The 18,329-nt window shown below is 69.2% G+C and carries 17 protein-coding genes and 2 pseudogenes; 14 read left to right on the top strand and 5 right to left on the bottom strand.

The features are described from left to right. The first annotated feature begins 86 nt into the window (after positions 1-86). The 4 genes and pseudogenes from ACZ5VQ_RS01875 (at position 87) to ACZ5VQ_RS01860 (ending at position 2,908) form a co-directional block, all read left to right on the top strand. Positions 87-452 carry a DUF6479 family protein gene (locus tag ACZ5VQ_RS01875; RefSeq protein ID WP_469103195.1) on the top strand — a complete coding sequence of 122 codons (366 nt, stop codon included), beginning with the start codon at positions 87-89 and terminating at the stop codon, positions 450-452. A 16-nt stretch (positions 453-468) separates the two neighbouring features. After that, positions 469-738 (top strand): annotated as a pseudogene (locus ACZ5VQ_RS01870) (SRPBCC family protein); the annotation flags it as partial. Positions 739-1,110: 372 nt separating this feature from the next. Then, positions 1,111-2,124, top strand: coding sequence for an SDR family oxidoreductase (locus tag ACZ5VQ_RS01865; protein WP_469103560.1), 1,014 nt, complete (start codon positions 1,111-1,113; stop codon positions 2,122-2,124). 223 nt (positions 2,125-2,347) lie between these two features. Beyond that, complete coding sequence (locus tag ACZ5VQ_RS01860) at positions 2,348-2,908, top strand: hemerythrin domain-containing protein (RefSeq protein ID WP_469103194.1); 561 nt, start codon at positions 2,348-2,350, stop codon at positions 2,906-2,908. A 303-nt stretch (positions 2,909-3,211) separates the two neighbouring features. Here the strand turns inward: ACZ5VQ_RS01860 and ACZ5VQ_RS01855 are convergent. Further along, positions 3,212-3,515 (bottom strand): annotated as a pseudogene (locus ACZ5VQ_RS01855) (glycoside hydrolase family 15 protein); the annotation flags it as partial. A gap of 317 nt (positions 3,516-3,832) precedes the next feature. Beyond that, positions 3,833-5,677: a thiamine pyrophosphate-requiring protein gene (locus ACZ5VQ_RS01850; protein ID WP_469103193.1), complete on the bottom strand. Its 1,845-nt coding sequence runs from the start codon at positions 5,675-5,677 to the stop codon at positions 3,833-3,835. A gap of 989 nt (positions 5,678-6,666) precedes the next feature. Between ACZ5VQ_RS01850 and ACZ5VQ_RS01845 the strand changes: the two genes are divergently transcribed. From ACZ5VQ_RS01845 to ACZ5VQ_RS01805, 9 genes are all read left to right on the top strand, one after another. After that, positions 6,667-7,068 carry an SseB family protein gene (locus tag ACZ5VQ_RS01845; RefSeq protein WP_469103192.1) on the top strand — a complete coding sequence of 134 codons (402 nt, stop codon included), beginning with the start codon at positions 6,667-6,669 and terminating at the stop codon, positions 7,066-7,068. A 503-nt stretch (positions 7,069-7,571) separates the two neighbouring features. Then, positions 7,572-8,048, top strand: a complete 477-nt coding sequence (locus ACZ5VQ_RS01840) for an SRPBCC family protein (protein WP_469103191.1) — start codon at positions 7,572-7,574, stop codon at positions 8,046-8,048. A gap of 72 nt (positions 8,049-8,120) precedes the next feature. Beyond that, positions 8,121-8,813: a nucleotidyltransferase family protein gene (locus tag ACZ5VQ_RS01835; RefSeq protein ID WP_469103190.1), complete on the top strand. Its 693-nt coding sequence runs from the start codon at positions 8,121-8,123 to the stop codon at positions 8,811-8,813. A gap of 10 nt (positions 8,814-8,823) precedes the next feature. Continuing rightward, on the top strand, positions 8,824-9,099 hold the full coding sequence (locus ACZ5VQ_RS01830; protein WP_469103189.1) for a hypothetical protein: 276 nt from the start codon (positions 8,824-8,826) through the stop codon (positions 9,097-9,099). Next, positions 9,096-9,866 (top strand): metallophosphoesterase family protein, encoded by a 771-nt coding sequence (locus ACZ5VQ_RS01825; protein WP_469103188.1) that lies wholly within the window; start codon positions 9,096-9,098, stop codon positions 9,864-9,866. Before ACZ5VQ_RS01830 ends, ACZ5VQ_RS01825 begins: the two co-directional genes overlap by 4 nt. Before the next feature lie 27 nt (positions 9,867-9,893). Beyond that, positions 9,894-10,715, top strand: coding sequence for an SDR family oxidoreductase (locus ACZ5VQ_RS01820; protein WP_469103187.1), 822 nt, complete (start codon positions 9,894-9,896; stop codon positions 10,713-10,715). 427 nt (positions 10,716-11,142) lie between these two features. Further along, positions 11,143-11,496 carry a Rho termination factor N-terminal domain-containing protein gene (locus ACZ5VQ_RS01815; RefSeq protein WP_469103186.1) on the top strand — a complete coding sequence of 118 codons (354 nt, stop codon included), beginning with the start codon at positions 11,143-11,145 and terminating at the stop codon, positions 11,494-11,496. Positions 11,497-11,584: 88 nt separating this feature from the next. After that, positions 11,585-12,364 carry an Fpg/Nei family DNA glycosylase gene (locus ACZ5VQ_RS01810; RefSeq protein WP_469103185.1) on the top strand — a complete coding sequence of 260 codons (780 nt, stop codon included), beginning with the start codon at positions 11,585-11,587 and terminating at the stop codon, positions 12,362-12,364. 390 nt (positions 12,365-12,754) lie between these two features. Beyond that, the gene (locus tag ACZ5VQ_RS01805) at positions 12,755-13,471 is read left to right on the top strand and encodes a UdgX family uracil-DNA binding protein (RefSeq protein WP_469103184.1); all 717 of its coding nucleotides are present in this window, start codon (positions 12,755-12,757) and stop codon (positions 13,469-13,471) included. Positions 13,472-13,980: 509 nt separating this feature from the next. Here the strand turns inward: ACZ5VQ_RS01805 and ACZ5VQ_RS01800 are convergent. After that, positions 13,981-15,150, bottom strand: coding sequence for an FUSC family protein (locus ACZ5VQ_RS01800; protein WP_469103183.1), 1,170 nt, complete (start codon positions 15,148-15,150; stop codon positions 13,981-13,983). Further along, entirely contained in the window at positions 15,147-16,019 is an 873-nt protein-coding gene (locus ACZ5VQ_RS01795; RefSeq protein ID WP_469103182.1) for an SDR family oxidoreductase, read from the bottom strand. Before ACZ5VQ_RS01795 ends, ACZ5VQ_RS01800 begins: the two co-directional genes overlap by 4 nt. Before the next feature lie 574 nt (positions 16,020-16,593). Between ACZ5VQ_RS01795 and ACZ5VQ_RS01790 the strand changes: the two genes are divergently transcribed. Beyond that, positions 16,594-16,794, top strand: a complete 201-nt coding sequence (locus tag ACZ5VQ_RS01790; RefSeq protein WP_469103181.1) for a hypothetical protein — start codon at positions 16,594-16,596, stop codon at positions 16,792-16,794. A gap of 427 nt (positions 16,795-17,221) precedes the next feature. On the opposite strand, the gene ACZ5VQ_RS01785 is transcribed toward ACZ5VQ_RS01790, so the two are convergent. After that, positions 17,222-18,250, bottom strand: coding sequence for a Ppx/GppA family phosphatase (locus ACZ5VQ_RS01785; RefSeq protein WP_469103180.1), 1,029 nt, complete (start codon positions 18,248-18,250; stop codon positions 17,222-17,224). Between the last annotated feature and the right edge of the window lie 79 nt (positions 18,251-18,329).

Genomic DNA, 18,329 nt, shown 5'->3' with positions numbered 1-18,329 from the left:
GAGCTCGCCCCGGCCGCGCACAGCCGAACGTGTGACGCCTCCCGGGCAGGCGGTATCCGCTGCCCGGACCTGGGTACTCGGCCAAGATGAAGGCCATCGCATATCAGGCAGCCGCGACGAATCCGGCCGGAGTGATCGCCCTCCTCATTGGCGGTCTTCTCATCGCCGGTGCCCTGGTGTGGGCCGTACGGCTCGGTACCAAGGTGCGGAGCCGCGAACCAGGGCCGCCGAGACGACACGAACAGCCCACGCTCCCCGAATCAGGACCGGTCCACGAGACCCGGGAGATGCGGGAACCGAACGAGGTCCCCCGCGCGGCGGACGAGAGCGAACGGCTCACGCCGCACGACCTTCGGTCATCCGGCAGCAAACGCAGCGAGAATCAGAAACGCCGACGCTGGAATCGCGGCTCCAGCGGCTCGTTCGGCGGCGGCGGCCCGGGCAAGACCTGACGACGACCCACTGGGTGTGCCACGTGTCCGCCCTGGTCGGCGCCGGAGTCCTGGGTGCCGACGACCGCCCGAGTTCCCCGCGAAAGCCGACCGACGCCTCTTGACGGCCGGGCCGGAGTCTTCGTACGGCGCTCCCGGACAACTCGGTGCCTCGCACAAGCCGCAGCCGGCAGCCGGCGTGGAGGTTCCGTTCCGCACGGCCTACGACCAGTGGACTCGGTTCGAGGAGTTCCCACAGTTCATGGAAGGCGTCGAGGAGAGCACGCAGCTCGACGACCGGCACAGCCACTGGACCATCTGGATCGTGGTGCACGTCGTGGAGCAGGTGGAGACCGAAGCCGAAGCGCTCCCGTACGGCTTCCAGCTGGGTGGGCGCGAAGCCGAGATAGGTCTCGGTGTCCCAGGGCTGGCCGCCGGTCGACGGCCGTCCCATGGCTGGTCCTTGTCCAATCTGGGCCTGCTCTCAGTGCGCTTCTTCGTCTCCGGGGGAGATGCTCCCGCGTGGCGTCCGCTCCAAACGGCGGCGGTGGTGTGCGGCCGACTGCCTGCAACTCTCCCTCATCGGCCCCGGAGTGCTCGAGCCGGTTATCTGGGATTTCGTTTTCCAGCACGGACAACGCGATACCTGAAAGGGACTCGTCATGAGCCGGGAGGACCTATGAGTGGGACGAAACGACAGACGGTCGTGGTGACCGGGGCCAGCGCTGGCATCGGACGGGCGACAGCCATGATGTTCGGCGCCCGCGGAGCCCGGGTGGCACTGCTCGCTCGTGGAAGGGCGGGGCTCGACGCGGCTGCGGCCGAGGTACAGGACGCGGGTGGGCAGGCGTTGCCCATCGTGACCGACATGGCCGAACCGGACCAGGTCGAGGAGGCGGCCCGCCGCGTCGAGGAGGAGCTTGGTCCCATCGACGTCTGGGTGAACAACGCCTTCACCGCCGCCTTCGGCACCTTCATGGACGTGTCGCCGGAGGAGTTCCTCCAGACGACGAGGTCGACCTATCTGGGCCATGTGAACGGCACCCGTGCCGCCCTCGCCCGCATGCTGCCCCGGGACCGGGGCACGATCGTGCAAGTCGGATCTGCCCTCGCCTACCGAGGTGCCCCGCTGCAGAGCGCGTACAGCGGCGCCAAGCACGCGATCCAGGGCTTCACCGAATCGGTTCGCTGCGAGCTGCTGCACGACAAGTCCGGGGTCCGGGTCACGATGGTCCAGATGCCGGCCGTCAACACCCCCCAGTTCACCTGGCTGCGCACGCATCTGCCCCGGCACGCTCAGCCGGTGCCTCCGATCTACCAGCCGGAGGTCGCTGCCCGCGCTGTGCTGCGCGCCGCCGACCATCCGCAGCGGCGCGAGTACTGGGTCGGTGCCTCGACGGTGGCGACGTTGCTGGCGAACGCCGTCGTACCGGGACTGCTGGACCGATACCTGGCGCGCAGCGGATTCGAGGCGCAGCAGACCGACGCCTTTCCGCCGACCACCGGGCACGGCAACCTCTTCGAGCCGGCGGACGAGAAGGAGGACTACGGCACGCATGGCGTCTTCGACGACCAGGCGCAAGCCTCCAGCCCACAGCTGTGGGCCAGCCGTCACCACGTGGGACAGGCCGTCGCCGCCGCAGGACTCGCCGGGGCAGGTTACGCCGTACTACGCCGATACCGCAGGTCCTGACCGTCGGCTGACCTTCAGTCGGCAGGCGGGGGCAGCGGGCGAGGGGGCAGGCGTAGCGCTCACCGTCCGGGATGCGGATGCGCATGCGCATGCGCATGCGGCCGCGCGGCGGAGGAGGCCGCACGGCTTTGCGTGTGTACCGAATGCTCTGCCCGGTTTGCGCGGGTGGGGCCAGGGATACACGGTCGGAGCATCCCGGTCGCCGCAGGAGAGAGGAAACACCATGGGCCACGGTGGAGATGTCATCGCGGAACTGACCACCGATCACCGTGAGGTCGAGGAACTGTTCGGGCGGATCGATGCGCTGCCCGCGGGGGACAAGCAACGCAAGGTGTATGCCGAACAGGCAGTGATCGAGCTGGTGCGGCACTCGGTCGCCGAGGAGATGTACCTCTATCCCGCCGTGCGCCAGGTCCTGCCGGACGGTGACACGGTCGCCGACAAGGAGATCGAGGACCACTCCGAGGCCGAGCGGACCATGAAGGAACTTGAGGGCGTCGATGCCGACGAGCCGGGGTTCGACCGGCTCATCGGCAAGTTGATGACCGAGATCCGCTCGCACCTCCGTGACGAGGAGGAGAACCTCTTCCCCAGGCTGCGGTCTGCGGCCTCCGAGGACCTGCTGATGAAGCTGGGCGACGAGGTCCGCCGGGCCAAGAAGACCGCTCCGACCCGCCCGCATCCGTCGGCTCCGGACACCCCGCCCGCCAACAAGCTGCTGGCCCCCGGCGCGGGCATGGTGGACCGCCTCAGGGACGCCCTGACAGGACGTGGCAAGGACTGACGTAGCAAGGACTGACGCGGCAAGGCGCTGAGCGGGCGCGGACGCCGACGCGCATCAGTGACTCCACAGCAGAAGGTTGTTCATGGACCCGGTCGATCTGCCCCTGCCCGTCGTCCGCCGCCCGTCGACTTCGAACGATGTCGACATCGACGCCCTTGAACGGGAGCTGTGTGCTCGGGTCGACGGGGAGGTCCGGTTCGACCCGGGTAGGCGTGCGGCGTACTCGACGGACGGCTCGAACTACCGGCAGGTGCCGATCGGGGTCGTCGTCCCGTGGACGGCGGAGGCAGCCGTTGAAGCAGTGACGGGTTCCCCGTTCACGGTGTACGCGGGGCGCAGATCGACGTCGTCTTCCAGGACGCGCTCGGCGACGAAGCGCACCGCGCGGTCCAGCAGGGAGGACGCAGCGCACCGCGCGGTCCAGCAGGGAGTGGGGGTCGTGCGCGGCGGCGGCGATGCCGGCGTAGCACTGGTCGCGGACCCAGGCGTAGCGGTAGTCGTAGTCGCGGTCGGTGTCCGCGCGTTCGGGCAGCGAGGTGGTGGCAGCGGCGACCATGCCGCCGGCGGTGCTGGTCAGCCCGTTCAGGACGGCGTAGGCAGTACGGGCCGGGTCTGCCGGTGTTTGCGCACGGCCCGGCTCATGCGGTCGTTGGCGGCGGGGACTCCGAAGTCCTGCCCGACGACGAGGTCCGCGAGTTCGTGCTCGACGACCGAGGCTGTGGCGGCCGACCCGTACGTCCAGCCGATGCCCTTCTCTTCCGCTCTCTTCCGCCGCGGCGACCTCGACCAAGGGCGAGGGTCGTGGAGTTCCAGGTGAGCGTGGCATCCCGCCCGGCAGATCCGTGGGGACGCGGTACACAGAGACGGACAGGTGCTCCACGGCAGGGCCGTTGTGAAGCACCTGAGCCTGTGATGCCGGACGGGTCACTTGTTCTCTTCGGCGCTGTCGTGGGACCCGGCTCCAGGACGGTCCTCGCGATGCCGACGGCCCGGCAGCATCTCCTGCACCTTGGCCTTCAGTCCCTGCCTGACCATGGAACCGCGGTCGCTGTCGCCGTGCAGGATCGCGGAGGCCGCGGCCTCGATCTGGTCCAGGGACGCGTGCGGCGGGATCGGCGGGACGGCCGGATCGGTGCGGAAGTCGATGACGAAGGGCCGGTCCGCGGCGAGGGCCCGGTCCCAGGCGGCCTCGACGTCCGCCGGCTTCTCCACCCGCACGCCGTCCAGGCCGATGCGCTGGGCGATCTCGGCATAGGGCAGATCCGGGATGTGCTGCGACTCCTCGAACTGCGGGGCACCGGACAGGGCCCGCATCTCCCAGGTGACCTGGTTGAGGTCGCCGTTGTTCAGCACGGCAACGATCAGCCGCGGATCGGACCACTCGTGGTAGTACTTCGCGGCGGTGACCATCTCCATCATGCCGTTCATCTGCATGGCCCCGTCACCGACCAGCGCGATGGCCGGACGGTCGGGATGGGCGAACTTCGCGCCGATCGCGTACGGCACACCGGGCCCCATCGTCGCCAGCGTCCCGGACAGCGAGCCGCGCATCCTGCCCCGCAGCCGCAGATGACGGGCATACCAGTTGGCGGCGGAGCCCGAGTCCGCGGCGAGGATGACATCCTCGGGCAGCTTGCCGTCCAGGGCGTGCACCACGTATTCGGGATTGATCGGATCGGCGTCGACGGCCGCCCGGCGCTGCATGACCTCCCACCACCGGGAGACGTTCTTCTCGACCTTCTCCCGCCAGGCACGCTTCTCCTTGCGGTGCAGGCGCGGCAGCAGACGCTGCAGCGTTTCCCGCGCGTCGCCCACCAGATTCACCTCGAAGGGATACCGCAGGCCGATCATGTGCGGGTCGATGTCGATCTGCACCGCCCGCGCCTGGTCCAGTCCCGGCATGAACTGCGTGTACGGGAAGCTGGAACCGATCATCAGCAGGGTGTCGCACTCCTGCATCAGCTCATAGGACGGGCGGGTCCCCAGCAGCCCGATGGAGCCGGTCACATAGGGCAGGTCGTCCGGCAGGACGTCCTTGCCGAGCAGGGCCTTGGCCACCCCGGCCCCGAGCACGTCCGCCAGCTGCTCCACCTCGGCGCGTGCCCCGCGCGCACCCTGCCCGATCAGCACGGCGACCTTCTCGCCGGCGTTCAGCACTTCGGCGGCACGCTCGATGTCCTCGTCGGCCGGCACCGGCGCGTAACGTCCCAGGCCCAGACTGGAGGGCACCATCTTGAAGGCGTGGGTCGGCGGACTGTAGTCCAGCTCCTGCACGTCGGCGGGCAGGATGATCGCGGTGACGGTCTGCTTGGCGTACGCGGTGCGCATCGCCCGGTCGATGAGGTTCGGCAACTGCTCCGGCACCGTCGCCGTCTCGCAGAACTCCGAGGCGACGTCCTTGTACAGACTGTGCAGATCCACTTCCTGCTGGTACGAGCCGCCCATCGCGCTGCGGTTGGTCTGCCCGACCAGCGCCACGACGGGCACGTGGTCCAGCTTGGCGTCGTAGAGCCCGTTCAGCAGGTGGATCGCTCCCGGCCCGGACGTGGCCGCGCACACCCCCACCTTGCCGGAGAACTTGGCGTACCCCACCGCCTGGAAGGCAGACATCTCCTCGTGCCGCGCCTGGACGAACTTCGGCTTGTTCTCGGCTCGCCCCCAGGCCGCCAGCAGGCCGTTGATGCCGTCCCCGGCGTAGGCGAAGACGTGATCCACGTCCCAGTCGCGCAGCCGCTGGAGGATGTAGTCGGACACTTTCGTGCTGGCCATGAAAACTCCGTTTCCGGTCCTCGTGCTGTGCGACTGTCCTCGACGCCCCCTGTCCAGGCCGATCGCATGTGTCGCCGTGCGGCGGGACATTCCATGGGTAACCGTGCACGTACGAGGGAAACGTCGCACCCGGAAGGTCGCTCTCGCGGTTCATGGCAAGCAGCTGTCGCGGACGCTCTCCGGAAAACAACCACCCGCCGGCGGCCGCGTCGCCGTACGCCTGACGGCGGCTCACCCGAGCTCCGCCCGTCGGTGGCTGGGTACCAGTCCGCACCAGGACCAGCCTGTTCCGCCGCGCACGGCTCAGGGGTCCTCTGCGGCGTCCGCGCCCGGCCAGGGGGCAGCGGTGGGACCGGGCCCCCCTTCGAAGAACCTCGCCGGTGCCTCGCCGCTCTGTGCGCGGCGCCGGCCTGACGGCCTGGCCGTCAGCCCAGGGAGACGAGCGAGCTCGCCACGGTCCACACCGCTCAGGACGCCGGGACAGGTGTCGAGCATGCCCTTGACCGCACTGGCCATGGCTACCCCCGGCAGGGTGGCGTTCGTCTCGTGCGTCGGAGGCCGCCGGGTACGCGTAGCACCGGACGGGGCCGCGAATCGTCTCGACGTCACGCCCTCGGGGCGCCCCGGGTGTGCACGAGGGTCGGTGTTCAAAGGGTGAGAGTCGTTCGGTCCTCGTCCCGCAGGACGTTCCAGTTGTCCCCGCTCCGTATCTGCCACACGTCGCCGTCGATCGTCGCGTACGCGGGTGCGTGGGCTCTGCCCGCGCCGCCAGCGTGGCCGCGTCCAGCCCGTTCCGGGTCGGCGGGCGAGGGTGTCTTCCTGGATTCCACAGCAATGGCGCGGCCAGTCGCTGCGACGGGACGTGGGCGGCACGGAACCGCGCACAAAAGGGGACACATGGTCCGCGCGGCTCCGGGGTACTCGAGGCGTCGGACCACGAGTGAGGACAACGCGATCCCTGCACCTTCGACCCGCCGATTGGACCGACCGTGACCGACTACTCTCCCAATGGCGCCGCCTCCGCGGTTCATCTGGCCCTGCGCGCCGTGGTCGCGGGCGACGCCGATGAAGCCGAGCTCTACACCCTCGCCGGCAGTGAGGTCCTCGTCCCCACGGGCGGCGTTGTCGCCCCGGAGCAGGATTCCGGGGAGGTGACCCTGCCCGTCTACGAGCAGGAGGACGGCACCGAGCTGGTGCCGGTGTTCACCACACGGGCACGCATGCAGCAGGCGCTCCCGGAGATCACCCAGCATCGACAGGTGACACTCGGAGTGCTCGCCCACGGCTGGCCGTCCGAGAAGCTGGCGTTGGTCATCGACGCCGGCACACCCGAGGAAGTAGCGCTGACGGCTCAGGGCGTCAGGGAACTGCTCGACCGCGGCGCCGCCTGAGGCCGAGAGACGGCCGCCCCATCTTCCTCCATGCCCGGCCGGGGCCGGGATACTGCGGGGCACTTCTTCCGCCTGTACGCCCTGTCAGGGCTGTGTGTTCTCCCCGACGCGCCCCGCGCCGACCGAGTACACGAGGCGGTCATGAAACGGGAGCCGGCCGACGGCTCAGGGGTCTGTACCAGCGCTGACCGGCGAGCCCACCCCCGGATGCGCCGTGTTGTTGCGCCGTCGCGCTGAGCCGGTGGCCGGGGCCGCACGGCGGTCGGCGAGGCCCGGCGTCGGTAGGTGATTCGACGGCGGGGCAGCGGTGTCGCCCCTATGCGGGGTCCCGCCAATGGACCCTGGGCTCCCGTCCAGGGTCCATTGCCGCAGAATGCCCGCCCCGGTGGGGGATACGCCCTGTTATGCGAGTCTTCATGGCTCTGTACCGGGGTACCCGGAGTCGTGCGGAGGGGCGATGGCCGCCAGGTTCCGCGCGGACGATCACCACTGAGGAGGAATCGATGAGCACGGTGAAGGAAGCAGTCGACGTCGAGGTCCCCGTCCACACGGCTTACAACCAGTGGACGCAGTTCGAGGAGTTCCCGCGCTTCATGGAGGGCGTCGAGGAGGTGCGGCAGCTTGACGACCGGCACAATCACTGGACCACGAAGATCGGTGGGGTGCGGCGGGAGTTCGACACCGAGATCGTCGACCAGTTGCCGGACGACCGGATCACCTGGCGGGTGGTCGACGGTGACACCCGGCAGCGGGGCTCGGTCAGGTTCGAGCGGCTGGACGACACCCACACTCGGGTGGAGCTCACGATGGACGTCGAGCCCACCGGGGTCGCCGAGAAGGGCGCCGACGCGTTGGGGATGATCGACCGTCGGGTCAAGGGGGATCTGCACCGCTTCAAGGAATACGTCGAAGAGCGCGGGGGAGAGACGGGTGCCTGGCGAGGACGTATCCGGCCCGAGAATCCCGGTTCGACCATCTGACAAGCGGAGAAGCGAAGGGGCGCGCGAGGCCGGCTTCCGTGGCGTTCTGGCCAGGGAGATGGAGTGGCAGGCATGTCCAAGGCGAACGACACCGCTGAGAGCGAGCGTGGCACCGTATCCGGCGCGCCCCTGGCAGGGTACTCGGCCGAGGCCGCCCTCCACCCGGTAGCACTTGGAGCGCCGGAGGGTCAGGGCCCTGCGCAGGATCGCCATCAGGCGATTCTGGAGGCGGCCAAGCAGGTCGGCTCCCTGCTGAAGCGACAAGGCCACCGCTTTGCCCTCGCGGGGAGCGTTGCGGTCCACGCCCATGGCGGGTCGGGCCGGCTCCAGAACGACGCCGACTTCTGCGTGAGACGCGAGGACGCGGATGCTGTCGCGGCCACCTTGACCGAGGCGGGTCTGAGCGTCGTCGAGCCGCCGGAGGACTGGCTGTGGAAGGCGAAGTGCCTGGGCCAGGACATCGATCTGCTCTTCGAGCTGGCCCACGAACCGGTGACGTCCGAGATGCTGGACCGAGCGGTGGAGCTGCCTGTGGACTCGGTGCACATGCCCGTGCTGGCCGCCACCGACCTGCTGTGGAGCCTGCTGGCGTCGTTCTCCGAGCACCACTGCGACTTCGGCGCCGTGCTGCCCATCGCACGGGCGCTGCGGGAGAAGGTCGACTGGGAGCGGGTCCGCGAGGACTGCGCGGACGCGCCGATGCCGGAGGCGTTCCTCTACCTGCTGGAGCGCCTGCAGGTGATCGCGCCGGCGAGTGGGACATGAGGAGACGGTCATGAACGGCCACGGCAAGGAAACGGAGTCGGCGGCGAACCTCGAGTACCGGATCGCCGGCTTGGAGGCGAGCCTCGCCGCGGGAGAACTGGGCGAGCTGGGCATGCGCATCGAGATGCACGGAACGGCCGTGACGGTCCGTGGAACCGTGCCCACCGCCGACTGCCGCGAGGAACTGCTGCGTGCGGTGGGTCGGGAACTGGCGGGGCTCGCGATCCACACGGACATCATGATCGCCGAGGTCGCGCCGCCCGACCACTCGGAGGACCTGACATGATCCGCGTCGCGGCCGTCGGTGACATCCACATGGGCCCGGACAGCCAGGGGCTCCTCAGGCCCGCGTTCGACACCCTGTCCGGCTGCGCCGATCTGCTGCTCCTCGCCGGCGACCTCACCCGGCACGGCACACCGGAGGAGGCACGGGTGGTCGCCGAGGAACTGACCGGTCTGGCCGTACCCGTCGTGGCTGTCCTCGGCAACCACGACCATCACGACGAGAAGCCGGAGGAGGTCACCGACATTCTCCGTGGGGCGGGCGTGCGGGTCCTGGAAGGTGAGGGAACGGTCGTCGAGGTCGACGGCCTCCTCGTCGGCGTCGCCGGTACCAAGGGGTTCGGGGGCGGGTTCGCGGGGCGGTGCGGCAGTGAGTTCGGCGAACCATTGATGAAGGAGTTCGTCCGGTACACGCGCCGGTGCGCGGACGGTCTGCGCGGCAGTCTCGAAGCTCTGGCGCGAGAGGGGTGCGCGGTACGGATTGCACTCATGCACTTTTCCCCGGTTCCGGACACCCTGGCGGGCGAGCTCCCGGAGATCTATCCGTTCCTCGGCAGCTACCTGCTGGCGGAGGCGGTGGACACCGCAGGCGCCGACCTGGTCGTCCACGGGCACGCCCACGCCGGCACGGAACACGGGATGACCGGCGGAGGCGTGCGTGTACGCAATGTCGCGCAGCCGGTCATCCGCCGGGCCTTCAGCGTCTACCACCTCCCTGCCGGGGACACGTCCGTGCCGGCACAGCCCACGCTCGCTCGTCCAGTCGAGTGAGCCGGCCAACACTCACTCGGAGGCGCCATGGAACCGCAGCACCCCGCCCCGGGACCACGTGCCGTCCCCGTGGCCCTGATCACCGGATCCGACTCCGGGATCGGCCGTGCCACAGCCGTCCGGCTGGCCGAAGCCGGCATGGACATCGGCGTCACCTGGCACCGCGACGAGGAAGGGGCACAGCAGACGGCCCACGAGGTACGCGCGGCAGGGCGCCGCGCCGAGATCGAGCAGTTGGACCTCACCCGGCTTCCGGAGGCAGCCGGGGTCGTAGATCGGCTGGCCGAGCGGCTGGGCAGGCTCGACGTGCTGGTCAACAACTCGGGGACCGGCACCATGACCCCGTTCCTCGATCTGGATCTCGGCACCGTGCGCGAGGTCGTAGATGTCGATCTGGTGGGGCCCTTCCTGTGCGCTCAGCGCGCCGCCCACCACATGATCGCCCAGGGCGAAGGCGGTCGGATCATCAACGTCACCAGCGTTCACGAGCATCAGCCACGTGTGGGGGCGGCACCGTACTGCGCGGCCAAGGGCGGGCTCGGGCTACTCACCCAGGTCATGGCACTGGAACTGGCCGAACACGGGATCACCGTGAACGCTGTCGCTCCAGGTGAGATCGCCACGCCGATGACCGGCCAGGAAGACACCGACGTCACCACCGAGCGACGGCCCGGGGTGCCGCTGGGGCGCCCGGGCGATGCCCGGGAGGTCGCGGCAGTGATCGCCTTCCTCGCCGGCCCGGACGCGTCCTACGTCACGGGTGCCTCCTGGGCGGTGGACGGGGGGATGCTGCGGATGGGACCGCAGGCCGGCAGTCATCTCCCCGACGATGCCTGGCGGCGGCCCTGAGTCTGCCCAGCGACGATGCCTGGCGGCAGCCCTGAGTCTGCCCGGCAAGGGCTACGTGACCGGCGCCACCATCATGATCAAGGCGAGCGGCATGGGTCCGCATCCCCAGGTCGCCGCTGGAAGCGATGCCCCACCGGGTGCTGCCCTTCGCCGACGACCGGTGCCGGCGCGCGCACTGGGCGCTCATCACTTCCACCGCGCGGCCCAGGGCGACGTACAGGACCTTCTCTTGCACCCATTTACGCGGCGGGCCGGACATGAGTGTGTGTGCCTTGTCCGCCTTGATCACCCAGCAGATCATGCCGTCCCGTGGGCCGCGAACACGAGGGCAAGAGCGGGATGCGGGTGTGCAGGGTCATGAACCGCGGCTGTTCCTGATGCGAGCGGAGCAGGCGCGGGGTGCGATGGGGTGTAGGAGGTGAGAACGATGGCGCGTGCCGTATGGAGCGGAGTGCTGACGTTCGGACTCGTCACAGTGCCCGTGCAACTCTTCACAGCGACGGACACCCACGCGATTCACTTACATCAGCTGCAACGCGGCACCTCCGACCGGGTCCGCAACAAGCGCCCCCGGCGCAAGAAGCCCGCGGCCCCGGCACGGGGCAAGAAGTCCTCTCACGACAGGCGGACCTCAACGACTGCGGATCTGCGAAAGCTCACCAAGGCGGAGCTCTACCGACGTGCCACCGATGCCGATGTCCACGGCCGGTCCTCGATGAACCGCGACGAACTCATCCTCGCCCTCGCCCTCAACGAGGGCCGGAAAGCGCACGCCTCCTGACACGGTGAGCGTTTGGGCCAGTCGGTAGAGGTGTCCACCATCGGCACAGCGGCTTCATCGCCACGTGCCGGAACGCCGGATTGGAATCATGCCCGAACTCCCAGATGTCGAAGGATTCCGCCAGATCCTGCTGACCTGCGGCCGGCACCGGTCTGTCACCGGCATCGACGTGCGGGATGACGGAGTTCTACGGGGTGTCACCGAGAAACGGCTGCGGAGAGAACTGGAGGGGCGCCGCCTTGGGAAGGCATGGCGTCACGGGAAATGGCTCTTCGTGCCGACGGGCGGCGGCCCGACACTCGTCTTCCATTTCGGCATGACGGGATCACTCCGGTGCTGTGACCGGAAGGAACCGGTCGAAGCGCATGACCGCATCGTGCTGATGCTCGACGGTACTCGGAGTCTGTGCTATCGCGATCAACGCAAGTTGCAGGGCGTGCAGTTGGCCGACGGCGCCGCCGTCGACCGGATTCTGGACGGTCTGGGCCCGGACGCTCTGGACGTGAACCGAGAGGATTTCCTGGAGCTGCTGTCGGGACGACGGGGCGCCATCAAGAGTGCGCTGATGGACCAGTCCGTAATCGCGGGCCTCGGAAACCTCCTGTGCGACGAGATCCTGTGGCGGGCTCGTGTCGCCCCTCGGACTCCGACACGGAACCTGAGCGAGAAGGCCCTCCGGCGTATCCACGCGGCGTTGGGCCGTGTTCTTGAGGCATCCGTGCGGGCGGGGTGTGTGCCGCCACGACGCTCGTGGCTCACCGGACGCAGGGACGACAGCGAGCCACTGTGTCCGCGTTGCGGCAGTTCCATGCGTTCGAGTCGCGTCGCCGGACGCCGCACGGTCTGGTGCCCACAGTGTCAGACCTGAACGAGCGTGTGGCTCGTGACCCATCGGCCGGCAGGGCCCGTCCGGTCGATTGTCGCGACCCGATTGTTCTTGGGGCCCCATGATCACGTTGGCCGCGAAACTGCCGTCCTTCCGAGCAATGACTTCGGGGGCTGTTCTGATGGCAGCCGCGACGCAGGAAGCGCCCACGCAGCTCATCCGGATCGGTTGGCTCTTTGGAGGGCCGGGTACTCGGCGTCCATGAAGGCGACGCATCACGCAGTGCACTGCGTGATGCGGGTTGAACGCGGCCAGGGGGCCGATCGGCGCCCCTTCACCGGCGGTCTTGGCATCGCAGGCGTGCTGGTGTGTGGGTGCGCTTGCCTGTGAAGGCAGGACGGCAGCCTCGGCAGGACGTGAGCAGGCGGAAAAATGAACCGATCAGACGGCGCTCACGCGGACCAGTCCCCGGGCCCCGACGCGTATGACGCCACCCCTTACCTGCCGAAGCGGGGCGGGCTCCCTGCCCACCGGCGGGCGGCGGCGGAGTGCCGGGGCTGCCCCCTCTTCGAGAACGCCACCCGGACCGTCTTCGGCAATGGCACGTCCACAGCGCGGATCGTCCTCGTGGGGGAGCAGCCCGGAGACCAGGAGGACAAGCAGGGCGAGCCCTTCGTCGGCCCCGCCGGTCGGCTGCTGGACAAAGCCCTGGCCGAGTCCGGGATCGACCGGAAGACCACCTATGTCACCAACGCGGTGAAGCACTTCAAGTTCGCTCTCGCCGAAGGCAGCAAACGCCGTATCCACAAGGCGCCGGACCTGCGTGAGCTGACCGCCTGCCGGCCCTGGCTTCTTGCCGAGCTGCACCTGGTCAGGCCTGACGTGGTGGTGGCCCTCGGCGCGACGGCCGGAAAAGCCCTGCTCGGGCAGTCGTTTCGCGTGACCAAGGACCGCGGAACCCTCATTCCGCTGCCCGATCCGGACGCAGGACGGCACGGAAGCGAGGACCGGAATGAGGGTGAGGAGCGCTATGTAGTGGCGACGCTTCACCCCTCAGCCGTACTGCGATCCGATGACAGAGAGGCCGCGTACGCGGGCCTTGTGTCGGATCTGGAAGTCGCCGCGCGGGCGCTGCGGAAACGCAGCTGAGAGCGTCGGCCGACGGGCTCCCACCGCCGACCATGATGCCGCCGCATTTTCTCCGGTGTGCCGGTCTGCCACGCGGTGGCGACATCCTCGTCAACCCGGTGTGGTCGGAATGGAGGGGCGACCAGGACGGGGTCGTCCGGGCCGGGCACGACCGGCTGCGGGGTACAGACCGCCTGCCCACTCACTGTCTGCGGTTTGGCTCCATGGGCGACAGCACACAGGGCTACGTCACGGTCGGTGGGCACTGCGATGGCGTGATGGTCGTCGGCCACCACGATGTCACCGATCCCCTCGAAAACAGCCATCACCTTGGCCTTCCTTTTGTTCCCCGCCTGACGGGGCTGCGTCGGCATGACGTGGCGCGCAGTACCCCTGAACCACGGGGCCATGTGTTGTCATGTGGTGTGGCTTCCCGGTCGCGGGCGGGCGCAACGAGTGGGGGCCCAGATCTCGATCAGCCCGGGCGCGGGGAGAGGCTGACGGCGAAGTCGCCATGCTGTCGTCTCCGATCACCCGGGTGACGCTGCCGTTCCGGGCGGTTCACCAGCTGTGCTGCGGGGTGTCTCGTGCCTGGCATTGACGAGCAAAGTGAGATCGTCCAGGAGCCGCTGCGTGTCCGCGACCAGTCCTCCCAGCGCGGGAGTGGTCTCGTAGCGGGCATCGGCGAGTACGAGAGTCAGCCGGCGATGAGCTGCCATTGCCACGTCCTCGGCGCGGCGGCCATCGTCGGTGGCGTCGCTTTCCTGGAGGCCGAGCACGTCACCGGCAGCCCGCAGCAGCGTCGCGAGGATGCCGGGCACGCCGTCCGGCAGCACGGTGGCCTCGGTCAGTGTGCGCATGGTCGCCCGGATGTGTTCGGTGACCCGGTCCCAAGTGAGGTCCCAGTCGGCCCGCGGAGGTGCGAGAACGGATCGGCGCAGCTTGTGCCCGGGATTGAGGCGGTAGCTCTCGTTCGACCAGCGCCGTGCGACCCGCAGGTCCGTCACTGCGTCGGTGAGTCGTACCGCCCGGTGGTACCAGGCGCGAGCCTGCTCCCGGTCGTACGGCTCCTGCAGGCCGTCGGCGACGGTGTGCAGGAACTCGGCGCAGTCCTGGGGCAGTCGCTCCCGTAGATGGCGGACACGGCTGGAGTGAACCGGCGGCAGAACGAGGGCGTTCACGGCGATGCCGATGACCGCGCCCAGCAGGGTCTCCAGGAGTCGGTGCAGGATGTCAAAGCCCGTGTACGAGCCGTAGACGAGTACGAAGAGCGCGGCCGTGGGCGCGTACAGACCCTGCGCGCCGAACCGCGCGTAATTGCCCAGCAGCACGGTGAGCGGTAGAGCCAGCGCCATCGCAGCCATGGTGTGGTGCGTCAGCATGCCCGCTCCGGCTGCGAGGAGCGTGCCCGCCACGACCACGGCGAACTGCTGCAGCGCGGACAACAGCGACCGGTAGACGGTGCTCTGGACGAGGAACAGCGCAGTCCATGGCGCCAGCAGGGCCATGGGCGCACTCCACCACCAACCGGCCACCGCCCAGGCCAGCAGCGCGGCGCCCGCTGCTTTGAGGGACTGCACCGCGGTGTCGCGCTCCGGCCCCGCCTCGGTGGCGCACCTGCGGGCCGAGTGCCTGATGGCCCGGGCCTCCCCGGTGATCGAGCGCCAGGCAAAGAGGGTTGTCTTCTTCCAGTTCCTCACGGCAGCGGCGTGCCGCCCGTGGCGTTGAGGATCTCCGCGGTGATGAAACTCGCCTGTGGCGAGGCGAGGAAGACGAAGGCGGGCGCCATCTCGGCGGGCTGGGCGGGCCGCCCGAGCGGTGCCTGCTTACCGAATTCGACGGTGTCAGGGAGTGTCGCCGGGATCAGGGGTGTCCATACCGGTCCGGGTGCCACCGCGTTGACGCGAACACCGGCGGAGGACAGCATCTGCGCGAGCCCCTGGGTGAAGGTCACGATCGCGCCCTTCGTCATCGCGTAGTCGAGCAGATGCGGGCTCGGCTTGTACGCCTGCACGGACGTGGTGTTGATGATGGAACCACCCGCCGGGATGTGCGGCAGGGCCATCTTGCAGAGCCAGAACATGCCGTACAGGTTCGTGTGCATCACCCGGTCGAACTGGGCCGTCGAGATCGCTTCGATTCCGTCCGGTTGGGACATCTGGTAGGCGGCGTTGTTGACGAGGATGTCGATCCGCCCGAACTCGTCGACGGCGCGCTCCACCAGTCGACGGCACTGCTCCTCCTCGCGGATGTCGCAGGGCACGGCGACGGCCTTGCGGCCCGCCTCCTCGACGAGACGTGCGGTGTCGGCGGCCTCCTGGCCCTCCTCCGGCAGGTAGGTGAACAGCACGTCGGCGCCTTCGCGGGCGTAGGCGAGGGCTACGGCGCGTCCGATGCCGGAGTCGCCGCCGGTCACTATCGCCTTGCGGTCGTGGAGGAGTCCGCTGCCTTCGTAGGAGGTTTCGCCATGGTCGGGTGGCGGGTCCATCGGGCCGGTCCAGCCGGGGTGTTCCTGGTCCTGTTGCGGGAAGTCGGGGCGGGGGTGCTTGTCAGCGGGGTTCTCGGGCACGGTGGCTCCTGCTCAGTCGTGGATTAGCGGGATGCGGCGCGGCCGGCGCCGGGTTTTGAGGGGTGGTGCCGAGCCGCTCCTCGAGGTATTTGGCCGCCCAAGTCGGCAGCTGTCCTGTGGCCAAGGGGCCCCTCGGTCCGGCACAGGCCGCACGGGCTGCGGTCCCTGTTTCCAGTACCGCGTATTGCACCTGCTGTGTGTCGCGGGGCGGCCTGTCGGGAACCGTGGCGATGCACGTCGCCTCTGTTGTGGCTCCGGGTGCCCCCGCTGGAGTGATCCACACGGACGTGTCCGGGTTCCCGCTGCGGGCGGGGAGTACGGAATCGGTCACCTGCCACGCTCGAAGGGACAGTGCTCGGCCGGGGAGCCGGACGTCGTGCCGCGGCAGGTGCTGTCCGTGTCGGCGACGGTGATCCGGTGGCTGGTCACCCGCAGGGGGTGACCGCGGTCAGCTTCTGGGGACGCGGTCCTCGGCCACCGTTGCGTACCCATTGGATGAGCCGGTCACCAGCGGCGATCGGTGATCAGGGCCAGGCGCGCGCCCGCGGGGCAGCGCTTCGATCACCGGCAGCAGATGTCGCGACTGCACTCGGTCGCGCCGGCCATCGGGCTGGCCACGGCCGCGGTGCACGGTCCGGCCCGCCAGGAACCGTACGGCTGGACCGAACCCCTGCGTCGGCTGCAGTCGGGACACATCGGCGACTACGTCGCCTGGTTCCTGGCGGGCACGACCGTGCTCGGAGCCCTTTTGCTGCCGGGCACCCTCACGTGGTGACGGGGCGATCGGTCCGTACGGCCCGGCACTCCCACCGGTCTTCAGAGCGGCATGATGCCTCGGTGGGGTGCCCTGTCCGTGCCCGTTTCAGCTGGACTCCCTCGCTCGCCCGCGCATTGGTTGCAAGGCTGATCCTGGATCCCGCGCATAGTGACGTGCTTCTTTGCGGATGTTCGGCTCGGCTGTGAGGTACCTCCGGCCCGTCAGGCGCGCCCACGGAGTCGGGCCCTCAACATCTACGCGACGCCATGGAGGTTCGGCCATGATCTGGCCGGTGTGCGGGACAAGCTCACGTCCGCGTTGTCCTTCCAAGTGGTCCGGTGCGTGGTCGGGGCGCCGGTAGCTCCATGCCGTGGGTTCGTACGGGTGAGCCGGGTCCGCTCCGTGCCTGGTCTGGTGCGGGCCGGCTTCGGCAATCCGGTGGAGTTCATGATCCGCTCTGGGCGCCTGGCGGGGCGGGCAGGATGGCGAGGCGCAGGGGGTCGGCAGGTGCTACGGCGGTGCGGGTGTCGCGGGTGATTTCCGTCCACCAGTCCTCGCCGTCCTCGATGTGCCGCAGCAGCACGCCTTCGCGGACGGCCCAGGGGCAGACGGTGACGGTGCGCAGGGCCATGAGTTTCATGGCGGTGTGGCCGACGATTGCTCCGGCCAGGCTCTGGGCGGCGCGCGGGGTGGAGATGCCGGACAGTTGGGCGCGTTCGGCGGTCGGTACGGCGGCGAGGACGTTGATGGCCTTGCGCAGGTGCTGGCGGTGCATGGTGCGCCGCTTGAAGGGGCCATGGCGTCCGGGGGCGGCTCCGCACAACCGGGCCAGTTGGTGGAACGTACGGGAGGTGACCACGACGGTCCGCGGGTTCTCCCAGCGGATCCGTTCCGCCACGTCGCGCAGTTGATGGCGGACGGTGCGGCGCAGTGCCTTGATCTCTGTCTCGGTGGGTGGGTCCTGGGTGGTGAAGAAGTCGTGGGTGAGGCGGTTGGCGCCCAGGGGGAGGGAGACGGCGAAGTCGGGCAGGCGGCCTCGGCCGTAGGCGACTTCCAGTGAGCCGCCTCCGATGTCGAGTACTGCCAGGGGGCCGGCGTGCCAGCCCATCCAGCGGCGGGCTGCCAGGAACGTGAGTTCGGCTTCTGTCTCGCCGGGCAGGGTGCGCATGTGGATGCCGGTCTGTGCCTGCACGGTGTCCAGCACCTGTTGGCGGTTGGGGGCGCGGCGCACCACGGCTGTTGCGAACGCGAGGGGTGCGGAGGCGTTCCAGTCCTGGGCTGTTCTGCCGGCGGCGGCCACGGCCTGTATCAGGTGCTCCAATGCCTCGTCGCCGATGGCTCCGTCGGGCTGGACGTGTTCGGACAGCCGTAGCTTCCACTTGACCGTGTGTACTGGGAGCGGGACGCCTGCGTCGGTGTCCGCGATGGCCAGACGGACTGTGTTCGATCCCGCATCCACCACGCTGACTCGCATCAGCCGCGAGTACCCGACCCGCCAGAGGCGAACCGCCCGAGGACACCCCCACCAAAGCCTGGTTTCTTCGCGGAAGCAG

Source organism: Streptomyces sp. NPDC033178 (assembly GCF_055577685.1).
The sequence above is the reverse complement of the archived record's forward strand: the minus strand, read 5'-3'. Positions and strand labels throughout refer to the sequence as shown.

Bases quoted from the DNA above. Each gene is read 5' to 3' on its own strand.
- ACZ5VQ_RS01785 (WP_469103180.1), bottom strand. From the start codon at position 18,250: ATGCGAGTCAGCGTGGTGGATGCGGGATCGAACACAGTCCGTCTGGCC.
- ACZ5VQ_RS01810 (WP_469103185.1), top strand. From the start codon at position 11,585: ATGCCCGAACTCCCAGATGTCGAAGGATTCCGCCAGATCCTGCTGACC.
- ACZ5VQ_RS01850 (WP_469103193.1), bottom strand. From the start codon at position 5,677: ATGGCCAGCACGAAAGTGTCCGACTACATCCTCCAGCGGCTGCGCGAC.
- ACZ5VQ_RS01840 (WP_469103191.1), top strand. From the start codon at position 7,572: ATGAGCACGGTGAAGGAAGCAGTCGACGTCGAGGTCCCCGTCCACACG.
- ACZ5VQ_RS01865 (WP_469103560.1), top strand. From the start codon at position 1,111: ATGAGTGGGACGAAACGACAGACGGTCGTGGTGACCGGGGCCAGCGCT.
- ACZ5VQ_RS01875 (WP_469103195.1), top strand. From the start codon at position 87: ATGAAGGCCATCGCATATCAGGCAGCCGCGACGAATCCGGCCGGAGTG.
- ACZ5VQ_RS01860 (WP_469103194.1), top strand. From the start codon at position 2,348: ATGGGCCACGGTGGAGATGTCATCGCGGAACTGACCACCGATCACCGT.
- ACZ5VQ_RS01835 (WP_469103190.1), top strand. From the start codon at position 8,121: ATGTCCAAGGCGAACGACACCGCTGAGAGCGAGCGTGGCACCGTATCC.
- ACZ5VQ_RS01790 (WP_469103181.1), top strand. From the start codon at position 16,594: ATGTCGCGACTGCACTCGGTCGCGCCGGCCATCGGGCTGGCCACGGCC.
- ACZ5VQ_RS01820 (WP_469103187.1), top strand. From the start codon at position 9,894: ATGGAACCGCAGCACCCCGCCCCGGGACCACGTGCCGTCCCCGTGGCC.
- ACZ5VQ_RS01805 (WP_469103184.1), top strand. From the start codon at position 12,755: ATGAACCGATCAGACGGCGCTCACGCGGACCAGTCCCCGGGCCCCGAC.
- ACZ5VQ_RS01825 (WP_469103188.1), top strand. From the start codon at position 9,096: ATGATCCGCGTCGCGGCCGTCGGTGACATCCACATGGGCCCGGACAGC.
- ACZ5VQ_RS01815 (WP_469103186.1), top strand. From the start codon at position 11,143: ATGGCGCGTGCCGTATGGAGCGGAGTGCTGACGTTCGGACTCGTCACA.
- ACZ5VQ_RS01830 (WP_469103189.1), top strand. From the start codon at position 8,824: ATGAACGGCCACGGCAAGGAAACGGAGTCGGCGGCGAACCTCGAGTAC.